Genomic DNA, 25,453 nt, shown 5'->3' on the forward strand with positions numbered 1-25,453 from the left:
TTGTATAACAATAGAAAGGCCCTGAGGGTCAGCTGTAAAATGCTGATCTTCAGGGCCTTTTTAATATTTATAATTATTATCATAAAAAATTTAAAAATTTTGTTTCGACAAAGCTTGATATTAAGTTTTGCCCATATATATTTGTGCTATTCCTCCGGAGGGAATAAAAAGATGATGGCATAGTTCAATGAATATCCCAGCATCTGCCTACGAATTGCTCAATATTCCCCTAATCTTCCCCAACCTCCCCAACGCTCTATTTCCATGAAAAAGACTTCTCTCTTCATCGCCTCTCTGTTCGTAGCTGGTGGTGCATTTGCTCAAAGCAATAGCCAGACCTCTACTTCCACTGGCAATGCCAACTCAGTTACAGTAACTCAAAGCGGTAGTGGTAGCACCGCTATTGGCTCGCAGGTTGGCAACAACAGCGAGCTGACGCAGACACAATCCGGTTCGGGCCAGTCGGCTACATCCACTCAGACTGGCAACAACCAGCGCTCCTTCCAGACGCAGTCGGGCTCTTTGAACACGGCCACCAGCCGTCAGGGTGATGGTATTCCATTGGACGCCGGCAACCTATCCACCCAGACGCAATCCGGTTCGGGCAACAGAGCTTCTGTTGAGCAGCTGAGCGGCAGCAACGTTTCCACTCAGTCTCAGACCGGCAGCAACAACATTGGTTCTGTATTCCAGAGCACTGCAGAAGGCAACGTTGCTACGCAAACACAATCGGGTAGCTCCCTGCGTGCCTCTATCGTGCAGCTTGGCAACACCAACACCGCTACGCAGTACTCGTCCGGCTTCGACACGGACGCTGTAATTGATCAGCGTGGCAACAGCAACACGGCATCGCAGGACCAGGGCCGCAACCCAGGTGGCACCTTCTACGCTGATGCTACCATCATGCAGGTTGGCAACAACAACGTAGCCGAGCAGATCCAGCGTACGGATGAGCACTCCGCTCTGATTGAGCAGGATGGCAACGGCAACCGTGCGTTGCAGACGCAGTATGCCATCAATGGTCCTAACCAGGTTTCGTCGATTGGTGTACTTCCTGCCAACCGCGCCTACATTGACCAGGACGATATGGGTGGCCATACTGCCATCCAGTTCCAGCAAGGCAATGCTAACACCGCCAACACGTATCAGGGTATGAGCGGCAACAACAGCAACGTGTCGCAGGTGGGCGTAGGCAACACCAGCACGGTGAAGCAGAACCACCCATAATTGAGAGTGTCGAAAGTTTGCGCTTTCGATACTGCCTGTAAGTAGATAGCACCTCCAAGGATCCGCCGGTTGGTCCGGGAGGTGCTATCTGTCTTTACAAAACGTGTTATTGGAAGTATGATTCCAGTATTCTGATGCTGCCAGCACTATTCCATATCAGATGGCTTGGTGCTGGCGCTATCGTTTTAAAAACAATTATTGAAAATAACCAATAAGGTACTTTTGTATTGAAAAATAAGCTTATTTTTATGAGATGATACCAGATAGGCCCAAGGATTATACGTACGCCTATTGTCTTTATAGCTTTTCTTCCACTTGAAATCCTGCTTGTTATGAGAACATCCTTTTTTGTAGGAATATGCTGCGGCCTTTTCGCTCTCAGCGAAAATGCTTTTGCGCAAGGGGTAGACGGCCAAGAGGTTAGTACAGGCCAACTGCTGCTGCAAACCGGCGCACTTCCCACAGACGGCACATCATCGTCGGAGGCCCGGGTTGTTACTGCCAACCAGGCTACGCTGATTCAGCAAGGCAACCAGAACCAGGGCACTATTGACCAGAGTATTCTCGGCGCTGGGCGGGGCAATGCTGCCTCTATCATGCAGAATGGCAATAATAATGCAGCTGCTGCGCTGCAAACCGGCTACTATAACCGCACGATCATCTCGCAGGAAGGAAACCGGAATGTGGTAGTCAGCGACATTCAGGGTACCAATACGGAGTCCGTTATTTCTCAGGACGGGAACCGCAACCGGGTAGATCAGGAAATAAAACGCGACAACCAGAGCTACACCGTTGAGCAGATAGGGAACAACAATCATCTGATACAGCGCGAAACTTCTGGCCGTAATCCAGGCTACGAAGTGGAAATGCGGGGCAACGGCATCCAGATTATGATTGAGCAAGGTCGGGTTTCCCGCTTGCCTTAGCAGCAGTAATACAAAGCGCCGGTGATGGTTCATACGCAGCCAAAACTGGCGCTTTTCATTGCTACGAGCAATATTTAAATTCCTCTGCATCAGCCCTGCCCATGAAAATCCCCCTGATTTCTATTATGATTTCATCTCTCGGTCTTTCGTCGTCGCCTACCACTGGAGCTGATCAACACCCGCGCTGCCAGGCCCGGCTGGTAGCCAAGCAGCAAGCAGGCATGCTCACCCTGACAGGGCAATGCCAGAATCTGTCGGATCAGGCCCTGACGCTGCGTTATGAGCTTACCACCCGCAAGCAAGGCGTGTCGGGCACTTCGCAGAATGCGCAATCCGGTTCTGTGACAATAGCAGCACACCAGACAGCCTCCCTTTCTCAAACCTCAATCAATGTGCAGGCATCTGATACTTACGAGGCCCGACTGCGCGTATTGGATGACCAGCGCAACGTAGTAGCGCAGGATTCCATAATCCACAAGCCGTAGTCTTTCTTAAGTAATAAGTACTTGCCGGGCCATCAGTATCAGTGATGCTTATCCTTTTCAACGGATTGAGCTCACACCTGCTGCCCTGGCTTACTTCTACTTCCTGCTCCAGCACTCACCCACCGAATCCTTCTTTTCCCCATTATGTTCACTCGCTTGTATGTGGTAGCTCGGCTACTTGTAGTATTGCTGTTAGGACTGACGCTGTTGAGTTGTGAAGATGATACGATTGAGCCGTTGTATTCCGGCTCAGTGGAAGGAACTGTACTGGACGGCAGCAACAACAACACGCCGCTTGTTAATGCGGTAATTACCACTAATCCCGCAACTTCTTCTTACGTAACCGATGCCCAGGGCCGGTTCAGCTTGCCCAACATTGCTGTAGGCAAATATGCCATTTCAATCAGAAAGGCAGATTTCAAAACAGAAAGCGTAAACGTGCAGGTTGATGCCAATGCCAGCACATCGGTAACGGTGGTTTTAGAAAAGACCTCTGCAAGCAATGTCGCTCCGAACGTGCCGTTCAGCCCAACGCCCGCTACTGGTGCCGTTGATCAACCAGTGGAGCTGACCCTAAAATGGCGGGTAAGTGACCCTAATGGGAAGACTGACTCCCTGCGCAGCGAGGTAATACTATATGAAGGCAACAACGGTAACCAACAGACCTTGGTGACTAACACCCGGGACACAACTGTTGTGGCAAGGGGGCTGAAATATAACACTGCCTATTTATGGCAGGTTATCGTTCGTGATAAAGCCGGGCTGATAACTCGCGGGAACGTATGGTCTTTTAGAACCCGCGACTTGCCGGACAACCCGTATTTGTACGTGCGCCAGGTTGGGGGTAATACGGATATCTACTCCTCAGACGCCACTGGTGGCAATCTGATTCGTCTGACGAACTCGCCATTTGTGGAGGCATACCCGCGGCTTAGCCCCTTGTTGGACAAAGTGGCCTACACTTCCAATGCTTCCGGTCAGTATCGCCTGTACACGATGAACCGCGACGGTTCTGAGCAGCGCCTTGTCTCGCAGATTCCAATTGAAGGCTACCACAACTTTGGTGTAGGCTTCTGTTGGTCGCCGGATGGCGGCCAGTTCATCATTGCCAGCAACGACAAGCTGTGGCGTATCAACCGTGACGGCACAGGAGCACAGATCATTGCAACTGCGCCTGCAAACCGTCATTTCCGGGAGTGCGACTGGAATTCGCAGAACAATCGAATTCTGGTCCAAACAGTTGGGTCAAGCATCTACGACTCCGAGATATACATACTGAATGCTGACGGAAGTAATCTGACTCAAATAGTTGGCAATCTGCCGGGACGGCTGGATTCCCCGTCGTTTAACCTACTTGGCAACCGCATTATGTACACAAATGATGTTGACGGCTTTATGGATGCTACAGGCCGGCAAACTAATGCGCAGATATTTATCCAGAATCTGGATGGCTCCGGAAAGTATTCCCTATCTGCTATCCAAGTTACTGGTGGAAACGGCAGGCCTGAAGGATTTAATGATGTGCTGCCAAGATTCACGGGTAACGGCGCTCAGGTAATTTTTGTACAAGTAAGGAACGTCAACCAGGCCATTCCTGAAGTTTGGCAGGTTGATTTGAACGGCCGCAACAGAGTCCGGCTATTTGAAAATGCAACACAGCCAGATGCGCGGTAACTACCGCTACTGATTGCCTGAACTCAGTAAAAAAGGCCCATCGTTCCACAAGAACGGTGGGCCTTTTTCGTTGGGTCTTGTTTATATCCTGTTTGCGCTAATTAGGCCATGCTAACCTTAAAAGCTGAACTTACTCGTTTCCGGATAGGCTGGAGGGTAAGGATGGAGGAAAGGTCTTAAAATGTTCTGCCTGGAAATATTCTTACATAAGCTGCTAAACACTTGAACTAGATTGCCATTAGTGATGTAATGTGCCAGCTATTGCAACCATGCACTATAGCCAGATGACAATTAAATGAAAACTACACATGACCCACCCGGAGTATATGAAATGGATAATAGACTGACTTCTAGGGAATAGAAGCCACGGTTATTTAGTGCACGACGCACATCCTTGTAGAATTATTCAGAAAATAGCCGCAAATTTGCAGGGCAAAGTAGGTATAGTGAACATAGCATATTCCGTATGCATTAGGCGCACTATACTTTCGGAATTTTTGGCTCGCTAATGAAGTAGGATACTGGTTGTTGGCATGAATTGTGGTCACAAAGTTCTGAGATAATATGCCCATACATATTTTATGATGCTTGAAATTGTTCAATAATATGTAAGAAACGTGGCAATCCTTGCCAATCTTTCTGCGTACCACCCTGTGACATCGGTGCAGTCCAGCGCTGCTTTCTTCTGTTTTTTCACCTCACTTTCGAAACGCTTACCATTTCCATATACATATGAACCACTCTTACCTGCGTTCCATACGACAGGCCCTTCAGATGGACTCTTCTCGCACGAGAGCTTCATATCTTACTAGTGTAAGGCAGTTTTGGGCACTGTTAACCATCTTGGTCTTAGGATCAACTACTGTGTTTGCGCAGACATTCACAGAGCCTATGAGCGAAACAGGAGGAACTGCCGCTGTTTCGCGCGAACTGGTAACCGCCTATACTTCCCGTGGAGGCTTTGCCAATGATGCAACAGGCACTCAGCAGGGCCCCTTTACTTTTACGGGAAATGCCCGAATGGCTACCGCTGCCAGCTCAACCGGATACACCGGTGCTAGCGGTGGTACTTCAGTGTATTTCGGCCCCGCATCCGGCCAGCCACAAGTTCTGCCGCAGGATCTGCGCATAGCAGGCATCAATACTTCGGCGCTGGGACGTACGCAGATTACGTTTGGATTGTACACCGTTCAAGGCGCTGCTCCTGTGGCTGGCGACTTTTTGGTGCAATACTCAGACAATGGCGGCGCTCCGGTTACTGTAAGCTACACGCGTACCACCAACAACACAGCTACTGGCACCACTTTCGCCTGGAACCTGTATACCACTAGCTCCATCAACGTCAGCAGCACTTCTTTGGCGCTGAGTTTCACGCGTACGGCGCAGGCCACCGGCACGACAAAAGAGTACCGCCTCGATGACGTAGCACTGCGGAGCCTGACCCCAACGCTGAATGTCTCTATCAACAATCAGCTGTTCCCTAACACGCCGGTTAACCAGCGTTCCGTTCCTCGTACGCTTACTGTTACCGGCGCTGATCTGTCGACTGATGCCACGGTGACGGCTCCGGCCGGTTTCCTGCTGCGTCTGGCTGGCACCGGCGACCCTTACGAGCAGACGGCTACCATCACGCCAAACGCTAACGGCAACGCATCTGCTCAGTATGATGTGATTTTCGCACCGACGTTTGCTTCGGCACCCGGTCCGTACCCACAAAACATTCAGGCAGATATTACGGTAACCAGCACGGGTGCTACAGCAGTGTCCGTTACGGTATCCGGCAATGCCACGGCGCCACAGCCCATCCTGACTGCTGATCCTACTTCGCTGGCTTTCGGCTCGCAGACGGTAGGTACCAGCTCGCAGCCTCAGTCCTTCCAGCTGACAGGTCGGGACCTGTCAGGCAACGTATCGGTATCGGCCCCGAGCGGCTATGAAATCCGGGTTAACGGCCAGGCCTTCTCGCCTAACCCTATTACGCTGGTGCCTAGCAATGGCGCTATCAACCAGCAGGTAGATGTGCGCTTCGTGCCGGGTGCAACGGGTGCTATTACGGGCAACGTAGTGGCAACCGGCAACGGCGGCTCCTCTGCTTCGGTAGCGGTAAGCGGCTCGGGTGCTCCCGCCCCGGTTACGCCAACCATCAATGCTACGCCGCTGGCTCTGGAGTTTGGTACGGTAACCAACAGCGGTTCGGCCCAGACGCAAACCTTCACGGTTAGCGCTACCAACCTGAGCGGCCCCCTGACGCTGGCGGCTTCGAACGGCAACATTCAGTTCCGTAACCTGACTTCCAACACGGGTAGCTTCACGAGCGGCCCGCTGGATATCCAGCCTAACGCTTCCGGCAACATCACCAACCAGACGATTGAAGTAACGCTGGTGCCAACCGTAGCACAGGGTACTTTCTCGGGTACGATTGCGCTGACCAGCAATGGTGCCAGCCAGGTGAACGTGGCTGTGAATGCCAACAACCCAAGCGGTAGCATCTCCGATATCTCCCTGACGGACGCAATTCTGCGCGAGTTCAGCACGTCGCCCGGTGTGCCTTCCAACATCCAGTCATACAAAGTATCGGCCGATAACCTGCTGCAGGATCTGACGATTCTGGCTCCTCAGTTTTTCCAGATTTCGCGTTCAGCTGACCCGAACGCTCCTGGCGGATTCAACTCGTTGGGCACTACTACCGGCAACTCGCTGACGCTGCCCCGTATTCAGGGTTCGCCTACGGCTTCGTTGAACGGAGACGTTGACCAGACCACTATCTACGTGCGTTACTTCCCACCAGCGGCTCAAACCAACCGTGGTCAGGTAATCTCCAACAGCAGCGCTCCAGCCCGTACGCAGTTTGTATCGGTAAACGGTTCGAGCGAGCCAGAACTGAACGTGCGTGGTACCTTCACGCCGGTAGTTAACCAGGTGAAAGGCACACAATCGGCTACTCAGACGCTTGTACTGGAAGGTGCTCGTTTGAACAGCAGTGTAGTTGTGCGGGTACCGCGCGACCCGGAAGAGCCTACCACGGCTTCGCCGCTGAACCCAAGCCGTACACCACAGTTCCAGATTTCGCTGACGTCTGACTTCTCGGACTTGGGCACGGCTGCTAACCCAACGGGCTTCCAGCTGACGCTGACGCCTGATGCCAATGACAGCCTTGCCTTGGTACCCCTGTACGTTCGCTACTCGCCAACCCGTGTAGGTTCGGCTTTGGCTGACCTGTTGTTCCGTACGCCAGACATCAGCAATGGTGTAGAATTCAACCGGGTGCCGAATGCTCGTCTGCAGGGCCGCTCTATCGATGTGGAGCCTACGCGTCAATCGGCGGCCACGGTAACTCGTTCGGCTGATGGTACGACTGTTACCATCAACTTCACGCAGGAAGATGGTTCGGCCTTCCCAGGTAATCCAGAGGGTGCAGGCTTCGGTGAAAACCGTCTGATTGTGGCTAGCCTCAACGCGACGCTGACTCCCGGCTTCTTCCCTGAGGATGCTACCCCGTACGACCCCGGCAACAACATCTATGGCCGTGGCTCTAACATTGGTGGCAACTTCGTGGTATTTGCCAGCTCGGCTGTAACGGCTATTATCACTGGCCTTGACCCGAACACGCAGTACTACTTCTTCGGCTTCGAATACAACAACGACCAAGTAGGTGGCGCTGAGAACTACAAGACGCCAAACCTGCCAATCACGGTGCAGTTGCCGCTGCCAGTAGAGCTGAAGAGCTTCACGGCGCAGCTGCGTAACGGTCAGGTGGCCCTGAACTGGGTAACGGCTTCGGAGAAAAACAACCGTGGCTTTGAAGTACAGCGCAGCCAGGACGCCCGCGAGTTTTCGACCATCCTGTTCAAGGAGGGCAAAGGAACTACCAATGCGCGCAGCACCTACAATGCCGTAGATGCCCGCCCACTGGCTGGCCTGAGCTACTACCGCCTCAAGCAGATTGACACCGACGGCAAGTTCTCGTACTCGCCAGTGGTAACGGTGAAAAACGCCGGTCTTACCGAGGCTAGCTTCTACCCGAACCCAACTTCGGGCAAGCTGACGATTTCGTTGCCACAGGCGACCACCGCTGAAGGCCTGCGCGTTCGTATCTCCGACCTGACTGGCCGTGTACTGCGCGAGCAGACGCTGCCCGTAACCGGCGAGCTGGACCTGGCTTCGCTGCCCGCTGGCACCTACATGGTAACAGTAGGCACCGGCGACCAGCAGGTGACCCGGAAAGTGGTTAAGAACTAACTAGTGTCGCGGCCTGCGCCGCGCCTACATCAAAAAGCCTCCCGTAGTTGCGGGAGGCTTTTTTTTGTGTCCAATAGGTAATCATTCGATAATCTACTGTAGGTTGTACTTGGCCTTGATTAACTTGTATCTTTGGAGTTAGAAAACTCCGCCTGTCATCATTTTCATTCTTGTTGCATATGGTAGCACCGTTTACTCACTTGTCCGCAACCCGCTCTGGCACTATCTGGCGCGCGCTGTTTGTCTTGTTGCTTTTGTTGAGCCCGATAGTAGGGCGGGGGCAGCGGAGTATCTTAAATACATCTGCCGTAACAGAAGATTTTAATACTCTCGCCAACACAGGCAGCACATCATCATCTTTACCAACTGGTTGGGCTTTCTCAGAAGCCGGTTCCAATGCGAACGGTACTTATGGGGTAGATACAGGTGGGTCAAATGCTGGCAACACATATAGCTATGGAGCAACTAACTCCACTGACCGGGCTTTTGGCGAATTGAGAAGCGGAAATCTTATTCCTACAATAGGTGCTTCGTTTACAAACAACACGGGTCAAACAATCACAAGCCTAACCATCACCTATACAGGTGAGCAATGGCGGCTGGGAGCGACAGGTAGAGTTGATAAGTTGGACTTCCAGTATAGCACAACCGCAACAGGGTTAGGTTCGGGTGCATACATTGATGTAGATAATCTTGATTTCACGGCACCTAAAACAACTGGAACAACTGGAGCACTTAATGGCAATGCGACTGACAATAAAACAACAATCACACACACTATAACAGGGGTGTCTATTGCTAATAACGGTACTTTCTGGATTCGATGGAACGACTTTAGCATTACGGGAGCAAATGACGGGTTGGGAGTAGATGACTTCTCAATCACGGCTACTACTGGCAGTATTGCTCCAACTATCACTACCGGCACAGTTTCGCCGAACCCAGTAACAGCCGGCAGCAACCTAACGGTAAACTTCAGCACAGCTGGTACATTCAACAGTGGCAATACATTCAGCGCAGTATTGTCGGATGCGGCGGGCACTTCCTTCCCAACGCCCCTTACTACCATCTCTTCTACGGCTACTAGCCTGACCGTAACTATTCCGGCCGGTACCGCAGCCGGCACCACCTACAAAGTGCGTGTTGATGGTTCTAACCCGGCTACGACGGGTACCCCGTCCAACAGCTTTGAAATCACGGCTCCCACGGCGCCAACTCCAACCCTCACCGCCAATCCCACTTCCCTTTCCGATTTCACCTATGTGGAGGGGCTTGGGCCTTCGGCTACCCAAAGTTACCGCCTTACGGGTAACGACCTGCCCGCCAACTCTACCGTGACTGTTACGGCCCCCACCAACTACGAGGTGTCGCAGGACAATGCGACATTCGGAACGGGCTTTACCATCAGCAACTTTTCGGCAACCGACGTCTACGTTCGCCTGAAGGGTGGCCTGCCGGTGGGCACCTACAACAACCAAGTGGTAGTGAATACTGGCGGTGGAGCAGCCCAGCTAGATGTACCGCTGAGTGGTAGCGTTGCGCCTCCGAATCCGGTTCCAGCCATCAGCAGTCTGTCGCCAAACACGGCGGTGGCCGGCGGCGCGGGCTTCACGCTCACTGTCAACGGCACGGGCTTTATCAGCGGCTCTACGGTCAGTTTCAATGGCACCAATCGTGTTACCACGTTCGTATCGGCCACGCGCCTGACGGCCGCTATCCTGGCTGCCGATATTGCCACGGCTGGTACGTACGATGTGGTTGTGACCAACGCTGCACCAGGCGGCGGCGCTTCGGCCGCCGCACCCTTCACCGTCACGGCACCAGTCGCAACCCTCACGGCCACTCAGTCTTCGTTGAGCTTTAGCACGCAGGTGAGCACTACCTCCGCTGCTCAGTCCTACACTCTCAATGGCAGCAATTTGCCCGCTTCAAGCACGGTAAACATCACGGCTCCGGCTTCATTCGAAGTGTCGGTAACGTCGGCCACAGCAGGTTTTGCCAGCAGCCAGACGGCTACCACCACCGCCACTGGCACCCTAAGCCGGCAGGTTTGGGTACGGTTCATAGCGCCAGCCACGCCCGGCACCACCGGTCCAGCCGATGTCACCAACGTTGTTGGCAGCACTAGTGTAGCCGTAGCCGTCACCGGCAATGCCACAGCCGCTCCCGTGGCCAATACATACACATGGTCAGCAGCAGGAGGAGCGGGCAACTGGAACAGCTCCAGCAGCTGGACTCCGGCTCGCACTGCGCCACAAACCACTGATATATTGGTGTTCAATGGCCAGATTACGCCAACCGCCGTTGCGAGCCTAGACATATCCCCTACCACGCAAACCATAGGGCAGCTTCGGTTCATCAACAACATAACCGCCGACCTGACACTGCCCGGCGACCGTACCCTTATCATCAGCGGTAACCAGCCCGGTTCAGACTTTGAAATTGCCAGTGGCTCCGTAACACGCTTCCTAAACAATTCCACCACTGGCGCCCGAGACCTGATACTGGATCTGCAAAGCGGCCAGACGGGATTGGTCGCTGGCCGGCTGGAGTTTGAGGGCAACGCCTCGCGAAATGGTGGTCATAGGCTGGTAGCCCGGGGCGCTAATGCTGTGGAATTCACGAGTACCGGCTATTTCCGGGCGGGCACATATCTGACAGGTAATCCGTTTGGTTCAAATACTGCTTCGGCCAATGCAGTAGTGTTCCGTAGCGGGGCTACTTTCGAGCAAAATGGCGGGTCGAATCCTTTTGGCCTCGCTGCGCCGGCGACCGTTGTTGTGTTTGAAAGTGGCAGCCGCTACTACATCAATGGCCTGACTACTGCCACCAGCTTCAATGGCCGAACTTTCCCCACCTTGGAAATTCGGCAGCCGGCCGGTAATAACACCTTGGCAAACCTGACAGGTGGCTCGGGTATAGCCATTCTCAACGACCTGATTGTGCAGAGCGGTAACGTGGGAATGAACTTCGGCTCTACAAGTATTGGGGGTAATGTTACCGTCAATGGTGGCCAGTTAACCTTTGATAATGGCAATGAGGTAATCTTCAATGGTACCACGCCGCAACTCATCAACGGAACGGGCACTAATCCGGTGCTGGTGGGGCCTACTGATTTCTTCACGCTGATTCGTGTTTCAAATCCGGCTGGCTTAACTATTAGTTACCCTGTGATATCAGACGGTGACCTGGATTTTGACGGAGGAAAAATCACCACTTCATACATAAGTGGTAGTACCCCCGCCCGAAGCACACTGCAGATTAATGAGCTGACTGTGACTACCGGTAGCAGCAATACAGCGTTTGTGGATGGCCCACTTTCCTGCTTAATAGAAGCAGGGGGTAACACGGACATTACGTTGCCGATTGGTAAAGGCGACGCGTTTCGGCCAATACGTTTGCAGATATCCGCTCAAGGCAATAATGTTATCTATACAGCGGAGCAAAAAAACATGGCTCCCGTTAGCCCGGTGTTGCTAGGTGACTTGCAGCGAGTATCCCGCATACGGTATTATTCTATCGTCCCGAACGTAATTCCGACGGCCTTCTCCGGTAACATTACCCTTAGCTTTGGTACCGATGACCAAGTAACGGACCCCGCAGCCGCGTCGCTGGTAGTGGCCAAAAACAACGGAAGCGGTTGGGAAAACATTGGCCGCTCGTCCGCAACCGGCACCGCTAGCGCAGGTAGTTTTGTGCCCGGTACCCTTACGTCCGGCACTTTCACCTCGTTCAGCGACTTCGCCCTGGCAAGCACCGACCCCGACGTTGCCAACAACCCGCTGCCTGTGGAGCTGATCCGGTTCACGGCCCAGCGCCAAGCCGACCTGGTGCGTCTGGATTGGGCCACGGCTTCCGAGAAAAACAATGCCCGGTTTGAAGTACAGCGTTCCGCTGATGGCCTGCAGTTCCGCACGTTGGCCACAGTAGCAGGGCAGGGGACCACCACCCAGCGCCACACCTACACTACCCTCGACCGCCAGCCACTACCCGGCACTTCCTACTACCGCCTCCGCCAGGTAGATACCAGCGGGGAGTATTCGTTTTCGCCGGTAGTAGCTGTATCGGTTGGTAAGGAGCTGGCACTCTATCCCAATCCGGCCCGTACGGAGCTACAGGTGCTGGTGCCCGCCTTGGAGGCCACCTACCGCGTATTGAGCCCCATTGGCAGCGTTGTGCTGGACGGCAAAACAACCACCGGTACCGCAACGCTCAATGTGGCTTCGTTGCCGGCTGGCCTCTATCATTTAGAAGTCACAACTGCTGACGGCCGCATGGTACGCAAGTTCACCAAGCAGGACTAGGCGCTTACAAGGGTTTAACGGAAAGCGCCCATCCTTATAATAAAGCAAAAGCCCCTTCTATCAAATTAGAAGGGGCTTTTTGTGCTATATCAACCCTGGTTTGGGTGCTTTTTTTCAGTTGCTCCTATGCAGACGCTTAGCGTGTATTACTGTTCGGGACAATCCATTGGGGCTTCCTACACGTCACACTTCACCACGCGGGTAGTAGCGTGCTGAGCGTTCCGGAAGCCAGCCGCATCGGGAGCATGCAGGACCAGCAGATTGCTGAGGCACTTGAAGCTTTGGTGGAGCCGGAGGCATCAGTTGTGTTAGTGAGGCGGTCCTCAAGGGTGGTGGTCTGCGCCTGTCACAGGTTGCGCCTACTGAAAGAGGTCAGGCGCGAAATACCATTTGGCCAGCTTTATGTTGCGTTCAGACATGAAATGCAGCAGGACCGAAACGGTGTTTTTGTAAACTCCCAAACACACAGAATGGCCTGCCAGCAAACCCAAGTTGCGGAAGAACCGCATAGCGGCGACAGGTTTATAGTAAGTCAGCGGTTACCTGAAACAAGCCGCAAAGCGGCGGCAGGATTGTGGGACTATCTGCCGGCGAATCTGTCTCCGCTACGCGGCTTTTGCTGGCTGTCGATGGCTGGACTACACACCTACCGCCGCTACGCGGCTTCTCCGCAACTTGGGGTAGCTACGCAGAGTCCATTTGGCTTTTCATCGGAATTGCTTGTCGCTACCGGTTCAACGCATGGCGCCATGTCGCTTTATTACCTGTATTATTTTCAACAGGCTAGGTAAGCTAACTGCATAGTTAGCAAAGTTTTAACATGATAGACTTGCTTCAGGAGCACAGTTTCATATTGGGAATGAATAATATAGTGAATTATATGTACGATTCAGGTACATTTAGTGGAATAACGGACAAAACGATACTCTCATGCGACTCATTACACCTTGCTTCTCCAACTTGGCCGCTCTGCGCGCTGCCGCATTGTTTGGTGCTTTTCTGAGCTTGGGACAAACAGAAGCTTACGCCCAAGCTTCCTACCTGCAACAAGGATTCGAAACGGGCGGCAATACGCCGGCCACTGGCAGTGGCTCCAACGCCAGTGGCGGTGCAGGTGGACAGTACATATATAGTGCTACTGGTGCTGGTGCAGTGTATAGTGGTACTTTCTTGGCAGCGTCTGGGAACAGTGCTAATGCATTGCCCAATCCTGGAGCAATTGCTTCAGAAGGTAGTAGTAGTTTTGGTGCGGTCAATAACACAGGCAATGGAAATTCAACCGGGATAGTAAACCTTAATAACGTTGTTTTCCCAGTAACTACCGGCAATTATCTGCAATTTAGGTTGGCCTCATATCAAACCAACAACAACGGAGGCCTCGATAATGCCACGGCCAACAACGGCATACAGGTTGATGTTGCTTATAACGGTTCTTCCACTTTTGTGCCCACTTTAAGAATTATTGGGCTGAACAACGGCTCTGTTTTTGACTATAGTGCTACTGGTGTTGCTACTGCTTCTGTAACCAGCACCAACCCAACGCTACAAACATTTACTTCACCAGATGACCGGACCGGAAGCGGACAGTCATTGGCTATTACTGGTGTAGCAGGCCTCTCTACTGCAAGAATAAACTTCGGGGCTGCCATCACACAGGTTCGAGTAAGAATTACTGTTGCAGTGAATGGCAAAACAGGCGTTTTTATCGACGACATACGCATTGGGAGCGACGGTCCGTTGCCGGTGGAGTTGAAGTCCTTCACGGCGGAGCCAACTGCAAAGGGCACGCAACTTAAATGGGCCACGGCGTCTGAGAGCAACAACGCTGGGTTCGACATACAGCGGGGCGCTACCGCCACTGAATTCATTACCATTGGCCGGGTAGATGGGCAGGGCACCTCTAACCGCACTCACAGCTACGCATGGCTGGACGCTCAGCCATTAGCAGGCCTCAGCTATTACCGCCTCCGCCAGCATGATACGGATGGCACTGAGTCATTTTCGCCAGTAGTAGCCGTGAAATCTGGTGGCACTGCCAAAGCCACATTCTTTCCCAATCCCACCACTGGCCAGATTATTCTGGCAGCCATCGGCCCGGTGCATTACCGGGTGCTGAATACGATAGGGCAGACGCTCCTGACCGGCGACGCTGCTGACGATGGGGTTGTTGATGTGCAGGCGCTACGTCCCGGCTCTTATTTCTTGGAACTGCAGACCGCCACTGGCCGCCAGGTACAGCGCTTTGTGCGGGAATAAGCCTTCTGCCATACTCCACAAAGCAAAAGACCCCATCATGTAGATGGGGTCTTTTGCTTTGTGGAGTATGGCAGACAGCGGCTATACCGAAAAACTCTCGCCGCAGCCGCAAGTGCGGGAGGCATTGGGGTTATCAAAGTAGAAGCCTTTGCCGTTGAGGCCATCCGAGAAGTCCAACTCAGTGCCGGCCAGGTAGAGGAAGCTTTTCATGTCCACTACTACCCGTACACCCTTGTCCTCAAATTCCTGGTCCATATGCTTCACTTCGTTATCGAAGTCGAGCTTATAGCTCAGGCCCGAGCAACCACCACCAGCTACTGAGGCCCGGAGGCGGTAGGTAGCATCCAGCTCTGCATCGCGCATGAGGCTTTCTACTTTCGCTTTCGCTTTTTCAGAAACAGTAATCATGGCGTTGATACTTAATATGGGGCATTTTGGTAGCTGATAGAAGCACCCACAGGTAGTGTCGCCTTCACCAGCTTCGCATCGTATTACGACGATGGATTTAACACAACACTAAACACAGTGATTGTGTTCAGGTCGCGACCGAAGTACAGCTTATCGAGCGCTTCATACGCATTATGGGCGCGGAAATATGAAGTCTGCAACTCTTTGTCGCCGCGTGCGCGCCACTGCAGGGTGAAGGAGCTTTCCTCGTCGCGGTAACGCTGCACGTAGGCCAGCATTTTGCGCAATGTATCCAGCTTATCATAGCCCATTTCATAGCGAAACAGGAAGCTCTGTTGGTGCCGCGGATTCACGGTAATAAGATCCAGGCGGGTTTGCCCATCCAGTTGCCGGAACTCAAACAGAAGGTTGCCCGGTCCCAATCCCAGATAGTCTTCTATCTGCCGCTGAATCCGGGCACTTTCTACGTGTACGTCAGAAGAGGTAACGTCCATTCAGTGTTTGTTGCTGGTTGTCGATAACTGATTGTTGGAAGAACTTCCACAATCTGCTATCGACAACCAGCAATAACTTAGTGGTGCGACTTGGCCATTTCCAGCTCCGGCATCCCGTTTTTCACGCGGTAATCGTTGATGGCAGACTTGATAGCATCCTCAGCCAGCACCGAGCAGTGAATTTTTACGGGCGGCAACGCCAGCTCTTCCACAATCTCCATGTTGTCGATGGCCAGGGCCTCGTCCACGGTTTTGCCTTTCAGCCACTCCGTTGCCAACGACGACGACGCAATAGCCGAGCCGCAGCCGAAGGTTTTGAATTTAGCGTCGGTGATGGTGTTAGTGGTTTCGTCTACCTCGATCTGCAGACGCATTACGTCGCCGCACTCAGGTGCCCCCACCAGGCCGGTACCTACGTTTTTTTTGCTTTTGTCCAGCGTGCCCACGTTGCGGGGGTTGCTGTAATGGTCGATTACCTTATCGGAGTAAGCCATGGCTTGTGTTGTTAGTTGTCAGTTGGTAAGTGGTAGTTGGCAGTGTTTCGTCGTTGGTCATTCCAGACAACTAAACACTGGCAATTAAACGATTAATGTTCGGCCCACTCAATTTTGTCGAGGTCGATGCCTTCTTTAAACATCTCCCACAGGGGCGACATTTCACGGAGCTTAGTAACAGCTTCTTTTACGTGGTTGATGGCGTAATCGATTTGCTCGTCGGTGGTAAAGCGGCTTAGGCCAAACCGGAGGGAGCTGTGGGCAAGGTCGTCGCTCAGGCCCAGGGCTTTCAGTACATAAGAAGGCTCCAGCGAAGCCGAAGTACAGGCCGAGCCCGAGGACACTGCCAGGTCTTTCACGCCCATCATCAGGCCTTCGCCCTCCACATACTTGAAGCTGATATTGGCCACATGCGGCAACCGATGCTCGCGCGAACCATTCACATAACTTTCTTCCAGCGTCAGCAGCTCACGCTCCAGCCGGTCGCGCAGGGCGCTCAAGCGGGCTGTATCGGCTGCCATTTCCAGCTTGGCCAGCTCACAGGCTTTGCCTAAGCCTACAATGCCAGGAACGTTCAGGGTACCGGAGCGCATGCCACGCTCGTGGCCACCACCGTCCATCTGGGCCGTTACCTTCACCCGAGGGTATTTGCGGCGTACGTACAGTGCACCAACTCCTTTGGGGCCATACATTTTGTGCGCCGTGAAAGCCATCAAGTCAATACCATCTGCAACGACGTCCACCGGAATTTTGCCGACTGCCTGTGTGCCATCGGTCATGAACAGGGCACCGTGCTTGTGTGCAATGGCAGCAATTTCACGGATGGGCTGGATGGTGCCCGTCTCGTTGTTGCCGTACATGATGGTCACCAGAATGGTTTCCGGCGTCATGGCGGCTTCCAGCTCAGCTAAGCTGATAAGTCCTTCCGAATCGACGGGCAGGTAAGTTACCTTGCCGCCCAGCTTCTCGATGTGCTTGCAGGTATCCAGCACCGCCTTGTGCTCGGTGGTGGTAGTGATGATGTGGTTGCCTTTCTGGGCATACATCTCAAACACTCCTTTGATGCCTAAGTTGTCGGACTCAGTGGCACCCGAAGTGAAGATAATTTCCTTGGGGTCACAATTGATTAGGCTGGCAATCTGCTCACGAGCGTAATCTACGGCCTCTTCAGCAGCCCAGCCGAAGGGGTGGTTGCGGGAAGCCGCATTGCCGAATACCTCTGTCAGGTACGGCATCATCGCCTCCAAAACGCGCGGATCAAGAGGCGTGGTGGCGTTGTTGTCGAGGTAAATAGGTAGCTTAAGCATCACTCGGGGTCTGGTTTCAGCGGAGAATCTTTCGCAGGTAGAACACAAAAACTGCAAAACAGGTTTTCATTTCTTCCCACATTTGCACCTGCAAAAGTAGAACAAATCCAAACAAGCCGCGCTATGCGGCAGCGGCACTTTTACACCCCCATCATGCTTCTTAACCTCGAACACTTAGGCTTAGCCGTAACCGACTTAGACGCGGCCACCGCACTCTATACCACGCTACTCGGCCAAGCACCTTACAAGCGGGAGCATGTGGCGTCAGAAGCAGTGGATACGGTGTTTTTTCAGGTAGGTGGCTCGAAAATAGAGTTGCTGGCCGGCACCTCTCCTGATAGCGCCATCACGCGTTTTCTGGAGAAGAAACCGGCTGGTATTCACCACGTAGCGTTTGAGGTCGACGATATTGAGGCTGAAATGGCGCGACTGCGGCAGGAAGGCTTCACGCTGCTCAACGAAGCGCCCAAGCGCGGCGCCGACAACAAGCTGGTGTGCTTCGTGCATCCTAAGTCGGCTGGTGGCGTGCTGGTAGAGTTGTGCCAGACCATAAGCTACTAAAGGGCTTGGTTTTTGGCGCTTGGGGCATAGGAATCGGGCCATACCAACCTCTAAGCCTTCCTATGCCCTGCCTGTATCACAAGTCCTGAACCCCGAGTCCCCTTTCTAAGCCCTAAACTCCTATGAATACCCGATTTCTTCGCGAAGAGGTAGATGCCGCCGTCGATGCCCTGCTGATGCAGCAGGTTATCCTGTATCCGACCGATACGGTGTGGGGCTTGGGCTGCGACGCCGAACTACCACGAGCAGTGGAGAAGATCTATCAGCTTAAGAACCGCCCTACCACAAAAGCCTGTATCGTTTTGGTAGCTGATGAGCAGATGTTTGCCCGCTACGCTGCCGTGGTGCCACCCAATCTGCCGGAACTGCTGGCTGCCCAAACCCGGCCTACCACCTATGTGGTGCCCGGCAGCCCTCTGCTGGCAGCCAATCTGCTGGCTCCCGATGGTACCATCGGCCTGCGGGTGGTGCTCGACGATGAGTTTTGCCGGCTGGTGGTGCGGCGCCTAGGGCACGGGCTGGTGTCTACATCGGCCAACCTGAGTGGCGCGCCAACGCCGGCTCTATACACTGAAATAGACCCGGAGCTTGTGCGCAAAGCAGATTACGTAGCCTATTGGCGCCAGGATGATACCACGCGGGCGGCCCCTTCTCGGGTGGTGCGGGTGTTGCCCGATGGTGGTCTGGAAGTGTTGCGCGACTAAGCCTATTGTCCAGCATAAGCAACTGCTTTTCGCTGGCTCCATTGGCCTGTGCATACTTGCCGCAGCTCCGGCATGCAGAATGGTAGCCGCAAGGAAGGACAACTCAGTTGGTGTATGACGGGCACCAATGGGTTTTTTAGTAGCTATGTGTCAGCGGCCAGGTTACATTTTGCCGATTGGTGTATAAAGAGAAACTTACCACCAACACTTCCCCTGACTTATGAAAATGTCCTTCAAATCCCTGCTCGTTGTTGCCGCCTTTGCTCCTTTCGCTCTGGCTTCGTGCTCGGAAGCAACCAAAGAGAATGCCGAAGCAACTGCTGAAAGCGCTGCTACGGACGCTGCCAACGCCACCGAAAATGCTGGCGACGCAGTGGAAAACGCTACCGACAACGCTGCTGCTGACGTGAAAGCCGACATGGCCGCTGAAGCTGGCGACACGGCTGTTGTGATCAACAAGGAAGCCGACAAAGCAGTAGAAGAAGTACCAGCCAAGCAGTAATCTGCCGTCTGACTTCTTTCTGAAAAGCTCCTCCCGATTTTTCGGGAGGAGCTTTTTAATTTCTGTGTTAGTAGCATTTTCTGGGGCTGAGCACACATTGAGTTCCTGCAACGAGTAAGCCGGTGGGTAAGAATCCGTGCGGATGGGCGCCTACCGATGCAGCCAGGACCGTACCTTTGCGCTTCAATTCGACCAGCATGAAAACCCCGCAGCTCCCCAACCTTCCTTTGTTCCAGACCATTGCAGACGCCGCCGGCGAGCTGGGCTATCCGGCTTATGTGATTGGGGGCTACGTGCGCGACCTGGCGCTGGAGCGCGGCAGTAAAGATGTGGATGTGGTGTGCGTTGGCGACGGTATTGCGCTGGCCCAGGCAGTAGGACGCAAGCTGCCCGGCCGGCCGCGGGTTACGGTGTTCAAAAACTTCGGCACGGCCATGCTGCCTACGCCCGAAATTGAGGTGGAATTTGTGGGAGCCCGTAAGGAAAGCTACCGCGCCGACAGCCGGAAACCGGAAGTGGAAGCCGGCACACTGGAAGAAGACCTTGCCCGGCGCGACTTCACTATCAATGCTTTAGGGTTGAGCCTTAACCCCTCCACCTACGGCGAGCTGATAGACTACTACGACGGCATGGGCGACCTGCAGCGCCGCCTGATTCGCACGCCACTAGACCCCGACGTCACCTTCTCCGACGATCCGCTGCGCATGTTGCGGGCCATTCGTTTCGCCACGCAGCTGGACTTTGACATCGAACCGGATACGTTTGATGCGTTGGCCCGCAATAAGGAGCGTATCAGCATTATCTCGCAGGAACGCATCACCACCGAGCTGAACAAGATCATCATGTCCCCGAAGCCCAGCTACGGCTTCAAGCTGCTGTTCAGCTGTGGGCTGCTGCAGCTCATCTTCCCGAAAATGGCCCAACTGCAGGGCGTAGAGAAAGTGGGCAAGCACGCACACAAAGACAATTTCTACCACACGCTGCAAGTGCTCGACAACGTGGTGGCGGCCGGCGGCGACCTGTGGCTGCGCTGGGCCGCCATCCTGCACGATATTGCCAAACCCGCCACCAAGCGCCTGGATGCGCGTGTCGGATGGACATTTCATGGCCACGAGGACAAGGGTGCCCGCTGGGTGCCGGGCATCTTTACGGACCTGAAGCTGCCGCTGGGCGAGGAAATGCGCCAGGTTCAGAAGCTGGTGCGCCTGCACCTGCGGCCCATTGCGCTAAGCAAGGAAATCGTGACGGACTCGGCCGTGCGCCGCTTGTTGTTCGAAGCCGGCGACGACATCGACCGGCTGATGCTGCTGTGCCGCGCCGACATCACCAGCAAAGACTACGACCGCAAAAACCGCTACCTGCGCAACTTCGATGTAGTGGAGCAGAAGCTGAAAGAGGTAGAGGAAAAAGACCATCTGCGCAATTTCAAGCCCGTCATCACCGGCGAAATCATCATGAGCACCTTCAGCCTGAAGCCTTCCCGCGAAGTAGGCGAGCTGAAAGAGGCACTGTTAGACGCCATTCTGGAAGGCAAGATCCGGAACGAGCACGACGAGGCCTTTGCGCTACTGCTGGAGTTGGGGGAGCGTAAAGGCCTCGTGCCGGTGCCCACTGGGGAGTAGCGGGAGGCTGGTGGTTGGGTAGTGAGGTGCTTAACGCGGCTTGGGCTGCGCACACAGCGTGGCCAGTGTTTGCCGGAGCAGTGCCGGGCCGTTGGGGCCGTAGAGGAAGCTGTGGCTGCCGCTGGGTATCGTCTGCAGAAACCATTGCGCGGCCTGCGAAGGGCGTGCGTCGTACGTGGCCTTCACGGCCGAATACTTATACAGTGAGTCGTCCTGGGCGCTGAGCTGGTAGTAGGGCTTGCCCTGGCCCAAGCGCCCGTAGCTGGCTTGCAGCGGCAGCTTGGGCGCCGGCGACAACGCGTAGAAACCGCTGAAAGCAGCGGGGCGCTGGCTGGCAAACCACAGGGCCGCGCTGCCGCCGTTGCTCATGCCGCCGAGTACCGTATGGCGGCCATCGGTGCGGTAGCGGGCCTGCACTTCCGCCAGAATCCGCTCGATCTGGGCGAAGGCCGCTGGCTGTTCCACCCAGCCAAAGCTGACCCGGCCAAAGGGGTATACCACCAGGGCATTGGTGGGAGCTTCTTCGAAAACCGGCTCTTTTACGACGTCCGGATCAGCGTAGCCAAACTGCTTGGTGCTCACTACGCCGCCGTGCAGGTACACCACCACCGGTGCGGGCTTAGCTGGGTCATAACCAGTTGGCACGCGCACCAGGTAGGGCATCCGAACGGTGTCGGTGGGAACCTGACTGAAGTAGAGGGCGAAACCGGACGGAGCCATTTTCCGGACTTTGCCGTTGGCGGCGGGCAGCGTGCGGGTCTGGGTTTGAGCTACCCAGCGCACACTGGCGGCTTTGGTGCTGGCAGTCTGGTCGGCCAAGGCTTGGCGCATGGCAGCCAGCCAGCGCAGCCACGCTGCCTCAGTGCGCAAAGGAGCCAACGCCGGGTCGTTTGCTACGTTGTCGAGGTCCTGGGGCTGCATTCTGAGTGGGCGGAGTCGGCTCAGCTGGCCAAGCCAGCGCCAAGCCAGCGGGCGGCGGGCCAGGCAATTGGCGGCCGCCATAGCCCCGGTAAATAGCTCAAACTCATTAGCGCGGGTGCTGTCGGGCCGGAAAGCCTGCTCGAAGGTAGCTACGGCGCCGCAGAAGTCTTTGGCTTGCATTTGGGCGCCGCCCTGATCCATAAGCTGGGCGTAGGTGGGCGCGGGAGTTTGGGCAAACGCGGCGGCGGGGAACAGCATTAGGCCCAGCGCCAGTGCGGAAAGTAGCAGTTTCATGATAAGCCAGATAATAGAAAGTTGAAAAGGTAGCTGCCAAGCAGCGCGCTGCTTAGTGGGGCATGTGAGCAGGCAACGAAGGCTACGAACCAACCTCAAGGCACCAGTCAGGACCAGATTACCAGCCGCGCAGATTGCGTCTTACAATCACTCCGGCCCGAAAATGAGAAAGCCCCTTGGTCTACCGGTTGCAGCACGGTAGGCAAGAGGACTTTCTCGACCAGTCTTTCACTCACCAGAAAAAGACATTACTGGTCACTCAGGCAGACAGATGCGCGTTTGAGTAGTAAGGTTGCCTGCGTAGGAAATCAATTGTGGGCCTCGATAGGGAAGAAGCTGCCAGCCAGGGCAGTGCTGGGGGAGGTAATCAGTTAGATACGGCACTCACGCGGGATGCCCCGATAACGTCTTTCTCAACGTTGCGCGGATTGCCGCTGTACTGGACGATGCTGGCGCCAATGGCATCGGCTTTCAGGGTTTCCGTGACGTTGAGGCGGGCTTTGCTGATACCGGCCAGGTCTACGTCGGCAATGCGGGTAGGGAAGTCGGCGGCCACAATAGAGCAGGCTCCGGCTGCATCTACATTCAGGTTGCCGGCGCTTCCTTCCAGAGAGGTGCGGCATTTGCCGGCTAGTTCCAGGTCGAGGTTGTTGAAGGTGCCATTGAGGCGCAGGTCGCTGGCGCCGGCTTGCACCACTTCCAGGCGGCTGTCGTCGCTGAAGCCTCGCACATCGGCGCGCACAGCTCCGGCCAGGTTGAGCTTGTCGAGGTTGGGCATTTCAATGGTTACCAATACCTTGCTGTCGTTGGCGCGCCAGTTGGAGCCGAAGTTGATCCGGCCCCGGGGGCGCACCAGCAACTCATCACCTTCCTGGTCAATTTTCAGGTCGCGCAGGTCACGGGCGGCACCGGCGGCGCTGACCCGAAACGTGCTGCCTTCCCTGATAACCACCCGGTAGCTGCCCATCACGCTCACCGCCCGAAAGCCGTCTTCGGTGTAGGTCTGGCGGTCGGGGCCATAGAAATCCTCGTTGAGGTTAAAGGAAGCCGCGCCCCCGTAGTTCAGGTTGACATTCACATCGTCATCATCGGAGTCGATATCAACGTCCATATCGTCGTCGTCGGCCATTTCGTCGTTGCTGGCGTTGTCTTCATCCTCCGAATCGGAAAGGCCCAACTCGTCGGTAGTGCAGTCGAGGCACTCCAGGTCGTTGCCGCGCAGCTGAAACTTATGGCGCTCCACGTTGTCGGGCACCCGGCCACCGGCGAAGTTCTCCCCACCAATCCAGTAGGCAGCGTCATTGCTGAGGCGGAACGTCCGGTTGCGGGGCAGGCGGATAGTCAGTTCCAGGTCCTGGTCGCGGAAGCGGGCATTGGGCTGGAAGGAATAGTGGTCGTCGAGCAGCAAAACCGAGTCGCCGCGGGTGCGGACGGTGTAGGCCAGTGAGTTGCCGGCGGTGCGGGCGGCTTCGGTTTCCGAGGTGCCTTTGGCTGATATGCGGCGCAGCACCTGTACTACCTGGCCGCTGTCGGCGGCAGCCAGCTGCACGCCCACATTCTGGTCACTGTCCCGGTCGAGGTGGCGGGTTTCGAGGCGCAGCACCGGGGCTGTGAGGGTTGGGTAGCTGGTGGTCTGCTCTACATCGGCGCTGTACTGAAACTCGCGGCTCTGGCGGGCCACTGCCACTGTAATGCCGATAACGCCAAGCAGCCAGAGGCCAAACATCGACCAGCCAACAGTGCGGTTGATGAAGGACCGGCGCACCAGCAAGCCTACGCCCACCAGCAACATTCCCAGCGAAGGAATGGCAGCAGCCACGTAGCTAGCCAGCCAGGCCCAGGTGGGCTGCTCGTGCAGCAGCTTCAGAAAGCCCGGGTTGCCTATCGTGGGGTTCTGCGACTCCGGAATCAAGCCCAGCACCACGCCCAGCGTCACGGTGAAGCCCAGAAGCAGGCTGAAGCCGATAACCGACAGCAGCACGCCCGCAAAGATGCGTAAAGCCGTGCCTACAAAGCTCAATAGTGGATTCAGTGCCCCGGCCAGGTCCTCGAAAAAGGTGCCCAGAGGCCGGCGGTTGCCAGTGGTGGCATCGTAGTCGCGGGCGTTGCTGGCAATGCCCGACAAGGTCAGGGCGTCGCCGCGCATTCGCATCCGGTCGGCCACCGTTTTGGCCTCCGGCACCGCAATCCACAGAATGATGTAGAGGATCAGGCCGAAGCCGAAGAACGCACCCAGCAGAAACAGAATCCGCACCAGCGAAACATCCGTGCCCAGGTAGGCTGCTACCCCGGCGGCCACACCCCCGATTTTGCCGGTATCGGTGTCGCGAAACAGCTGCTTTTCGTTGGCATCAGCTGTTTCGGGTACATCGTAGCGCTTCGGCAATACTATCCAGAGCACCACGTACGATACCAGCACCACGCCCGGCAGGAAGCCGATAAAATCGCCGATGACGGGCGAAAACAGGGAGGCCAGCGCCAGCAGCCGCACCCACACTGCATTGATGCGGAAGTATTGAGCCAAACCGGCACACACGCCGGCCACTTTGCGGTGGCTCATGTCGCGCACCAACTGGCGGGGTTCCGTGTCGGCAGCGGCAGCGGTAGCAGCCGCGGCGGCGGCAGGGCCCGTGTAGCTGTTGCCGCCGGCATAAGTGCCCTGTGCCGTGCCGCTGGCTACGGCCCCGGCCAGCAGCTCATCGTCTTCGTCGGCGTCGTCGGCGCTCTGGAAGTCGCTCACGCGGCCCATTTTAGCGGTCATGGCGTCCACATCTTCCAGCGTAATCACCTGCTTGGTGACGGAAAGACGGGCGGCAAACAGCTCGGCAATGCGGCTTTCGATGTCGGCCACGATTTCTTCGTGCCCACGGTAGCCACTAAAGTGGGCTTTCACTTCCGCCAGGTAGCGGCCCAGTACGTCGTAGCCATCCTCTTCGAGGTGGAAGATCATGCCCTGGAGGTTGATGCTGATATTCTTTTTCATCTCAGTTGCTGCAACTAGTCGGAAAAAAATCGGGAGGAGAAGGAAAGGAACC

At 55.1% G+C, this 25,453-nt stretch carries 18 protein-coding genes; 12 read left to right on the forward strand and 6 right to left on the reverse strand.

Annotated elements, in window-relative coordinates; translation table 11 throughout:
* The first annotated feature begins 264 nt into the window (after positions 1–264).
* The 8 genes from H8B14_RS09610 to H8B14_RS09645 all read left to right on the forward strand — a co-directional run bounded on the left by H8B14_RS09610 (position 265) and on the right by H8B14_RS09645 (position 15,111).
* Complete coding sequence (locus H8B14_RS09610) at positions 265–1,227, forward strand: hypothetical protein (protein WP_187315421.1); 963 nt, start codon at positions 265–267, stop codon at positions 1,225–1,227.
* A gap of 332 nt (positions 1,228–1,559) precedes the next feature.
* A complete protein-coding gene (locus H8B14_RS09615; RefSeq protein WP_187315422.1) occupies positions 1,560–2,153 on the forward strand; it encodes a hypothetical protein in 594 nt (197 codons plus the stop codon).
* Between the two features lie 125 nt (positions 2,154–2,278).
* A complete protein-coding gene (gene csgH / locus H8B14_RS09620; RefSeq protein WP_187315423.1) occupies positions 2,279–2,638 on the forward strand; it encodes a curli-like amyloid fiber formation chaperone CsgH in 360 nt (119 codons plus the stop codon).
* Positions 2,639–2,782: 144 nt separating this feature from the next.
* Complete coding sequence (locus H8B14_RS09625) at positions 2,783–4,312, forward strand: carboxypeptidase regulatory-like domain-containing protein (RefSeq protein WP_187315424.1); 1,530 nt, start codon at positions 2,783–2,785, stop codon at positions 4,310–4,312.
* 1,020 nt (positions 4,313–5,332) lie between these two features.
* Positions 5,333–8,551: a T9SS type A sorting domain-containing protein gene (locus H8B14_RS09630; protein ID WP_187315425.1), complete on the forward strand. Its 3,219-nt coding sequence runs from the start codon at positions 5,333–5,335 to the stop codon at positions 8,549–8,551.
* A 788-nt stretch (positions 8,552–9,339) separates the two neighbouring features.
* Positions 9,340–12,855 carry an IPT/TIG domain-containing protein gene (locus tag H8B14_RS21310; protein WP_187315426.1) on the forward strand — a complete coding sequence of 1,172 codons (3,516 nt, stop codon included), beginning with the start codon at positions 9,340–9,342 and terminating at the stop codon, positions 12,853–12,855.
* 245 nt (positions 12,856–13,100) lie between these two features.
* Positions 13,101–13,646: a hypothetical protein gene (locus tag H8B14_RS09640; protein ID WP_187315427.1), complete on the forward strand. Its 546-nt coding sequence runs from the start codon at positions 13,101–13,103 to the stop codon at positions 13,644–13,646.
* A 139-nt stretch (positions 13,647–13,785) separates the two neighbouring features.
* Complete coding sequence (locus tag H8B14_RS09645) at positions 13,786–15,111, forward strand: T9SS type A sorting domain-containing protein (protein WP_187315428.1); 1,326 nt, start codon at positions 13,786–13,788, stop codon at positions 15,109–15,111.
* Between the two features lie 81 nt (positions 15,112–15,192).
* On the opposite strand, the gene H8B14_RS09650 is transcribed toward H8B14_RS09645, so the two are convergent.
* The 4 genes from H8B14_RS09650 to H8B14_RS09665 all read right to left on the reverse strand — a co-directional run bounded on the left by H8B14_RS09650 (position 15,193) and on the right by H8B14_RS09665 (position 17,814).
* Complete coding sequence (locus H8B14_RS09650) at positions 15,193–15,519, reverse strand: HesB/IscA family protein (protein WP_187315429.1); 327 nt, start codon at positions 15,517–15,519, stop codon at positions 15,193–15,195.
* A gap of 83 nt (positions 15,520–15,602) precedes the next feature.
* The gene (locus H8B14_RS09655; protein WP_187315430.1) at positions 15,603–16,013 is read right to left on the reverse strand and encodes a hypothetical protein; all 411 of its coding nucleotides are present in this window, start codon (positions 16,011–16,013) and stop codon (positions 15,603–15,605) included.
* A gap of 77 nt (positions 16,014–16,090) precedes the next feature.
* Positions 16,091–16,507 (reverse strand): Fe-S cluster assembly scaffold IscU, encoded by a 417-nt coding sequence (iscU, locus tag H8B14_RS09660; protein WP_044017126.1) that lies wholly within the window; start codon positions 16,505–16,507, stop codon positions 16,091–16,093.
* Positions 16,508–16,599: 92 nt separating this feature from the next.
* Positions 16,600–17,814, reverse strand: coding sequence for an IscS subfamily cysteine desulfurase (locus tag H8B14_RS09665; protein WP_187315431.1), 1,215 nt, complete (start codon positions 17,812–17,814; stop codon positions 16,600–16,602).
* A gap of 153 nt (positions 17,815–17,967) precedes the next feature.
* Here H8B14_RS09665 and mce point away from each other — a divergent pair, with 153 nt between their 5' ends.
* The 4 genes from mce (at position 17,968) to H8B14_RS09685 (ending at position 21,203) form a co-directional block, all read left to right on the forward strand.
* Positions 17,968–18,375 (forward strand): methylmalonyl-CoA epimerase, encoded by a 408-nt coding sequence (gene mce / locus H8B14_RS09670; RefSeq protein ID WP_187315432.1) that lies wholly within the window; start codon positions 17,968–17,970, stop codon positions 18,373–18,375.
* Positions 18,376–18,497: 122 nt separating this feature from the next.
* The gene (locus tag H8B14_RS09675) at positions 18,498–19,079 is read left to right on the forward strand and encodes an L-threonylcarbamoyladenylate synthase (protein ID WP_187315433.1); all 582 of its coding nucleotides are present in this window, start codon (positions 18,498–18,500) and stop codon (positions 19,077–19,079) included.
* A gap of 226 nt (positions 19,080–19,305) precedes the next feature.
* Positions 19,306–19,581, forward strand: a complete 276-nt coding sequence (locus tag H8B14_RS09680) for a hypothetical protein (protein WP_187315434.1) — start codon at positions 19,306–19,308, stop codon at positions 19,579–19,581.
* A 197-nt stretch (positions 19,582–19,778) separates the two neighbouring features.
* On the forward strand, positions 19,779–21,203 hold the full coding sequence (locus tag H8B14_RS09685; protein WP_187315435.1) for a CCA tRNA nucleotidyltransferase: 1,425 nt from the start codon (positions 19,779–19,781) through the stop codon (positions 21,201–21,203).
* Positions 21,204–21,233: 30 nt separating this feature from the next.
* Here H8B14_RS09685 and H8B14_RS09690 read toward each other — a convergent pair whose 3' ends face one another.
* Both H8B14_RS09690 and H8B14_RS09695 read right to left on the reverse strand, forming a co-directional pair.
* Positions 21,234–22,418 (reverse strand): alpha/beta hydrolase-fold protein, encoded by a 1,185-nt coding sequence (locus tag H8B14_RS09690; protein WP_187315436.1) that lies wholly within the window; start codon positions 22,416–22,418, stop codon positions 21,234–21,236.
* A 367-nt stretch (positions 22,419–22,785) separates the two neighbouring features.
* Positions 22,786–25,401: a PspC domain-containing protein gene (locus tag H8B14_RS09695; RefSeq protein ID WP_187315437.1), complete on the reverse strand. Its 2,616-nt coding sequence runs from the start codon at positions 25,399–25,401 to the stop codon at positions 22,786–22,788.
* Positions 25,402–25,453: the final 52 nt, after the last annotated feature.

Origin of the sequence: Hymenobacter puniceus (assembly GCF_014333525.1) — a bacterium.
Taxonomy (GTDB): domain Bacteria; phylum Bacteroidota; class Bacteroidia; order Cytophagales; family Hymenobacteraceae; genus Hymenobacter.

Excerpts from the sequence above, each read along its gene's own strand:
- H8B14_RS09625 (WP_187315424.1), top strand. The coding sequence starts at position 2,783 with ATGTTCACTCGCTTGTATGTGGTAGCTCGGCTACTTGTAGTATTGCTG.
- H8B14_RS09615 (WP_187315422.1), top strand. The coding sequence starts at position 1,560 with ATGAGAACATCCTTTTTTGTAGGAATATGCTGCGGCCTTTTCGCTCTC.
- H8B14_RS09645 (WP_187315428.1), top strand. The coding sequence starts at position 13,786 with ATGCGACTCATTACACCTTGCTTCTCCAACTTGGCCGCTCTGCGCGCT.
- H8B14_RS09650 (WP_187315429.1), bottom strand. The coding sequence starts at position 15,519 with ATGATTACTGTTTCTGAAAAAGCGAAAGCGAAAGTAGAAAGCCTCATG.
- H8B14_RS09655 (WP_187315430.1), bottom strand. The coding sequence starts at position 16,013 with ATGGACGTTACCTCTTCTGACGTACACGTAGAAAGTGCCCGGATTCAG.
- H8B14_RS09685 (WP_187315435.1), top strand. The coding sequence starts at position 19,779 with ATGAAAACCCCGCAGCTCCCCAACCTTCCTTTGTTCCAGACCATTGCA.
- H8B14_RS09610 (WP_187315421.1), top strand. The coding sequence starts at position 265 with ATGAAAAAGACTTCTCTCTTCATCGCCTCTCTGTTCGTAGCTGGTGGT.
- iscU (WP_044017126.1), bottom strand. The coding sequence starts at position 16,507 with ATGGCTTACTCCGATAAGGTAATCGACCATTACAGCAACCCCCGCAAC.
- H8B14_RS09630 (WP_187315425.1), top strand. The coding sequence starts at position 5,333 with ATGGCTACCGCTGCCAGCTCAACCGGATACACCGGTGCTAGCGGTGGT.
- H8B14_RS09640 (WP_187315427.1), top strand. The coding sequence starts at position 13,101 with ATGCAGGACCAGCAGATTGCTGAGGCACTTGAAGCTTTGGTGGAGCCG.
- csgH (WP_187315423.1), top strand. The coding sequence starts at position 2,279 with ATGATTTCATCTCTCGGTCTTTCGTCGTCGCCTACCACTGGAGCTGAT.
- mce (WP_187315432.1), top strand. The coding sequence starts at position 17,968 with ATGCTTCTTAACCTCGAACACTTAGGCTTAGCCGTAACCGACTTAGAC.
- H8B14_RS09675 (WP_187315433.1), top strand. The coding sequence starts at position 18,498 with ATGAATACCCGATTTCTTCGCGAAGAGGTAGATGCCGCCGTCGATGCC.
- H8B14_RS09680 (WP_187315434.1), top strand. The coding sequence starts at position 19,306 with ATGTCCTTCAAATCCCTGCTCGTTGTTGCCGCCTTTGCTCCTTTCGCT.
- H8B14_RS09690 (WP_187315436.1), bottom strand. The coding sequence starts at position 22,418 with ATGAAACTGCTACTTTCCGCACTGGCGCTGGGCCTAATGCTGTTCCCC.
- H8B14_RS09665 (WP_187315431.1), bottom strand. The coding sequence starts at position 17,814 with ATGCTTAAGCTACCTATTTACCTCGACAACAACGCCACCACGCCTCTT.
- H8B14_RS09695 (WP_187315437.1), bottom strand. The coding sequence starts at position 25,401 with ATGAAAAAGAATATCAGCATCAACCTCCAGGGCATGATCTTCCACCTC.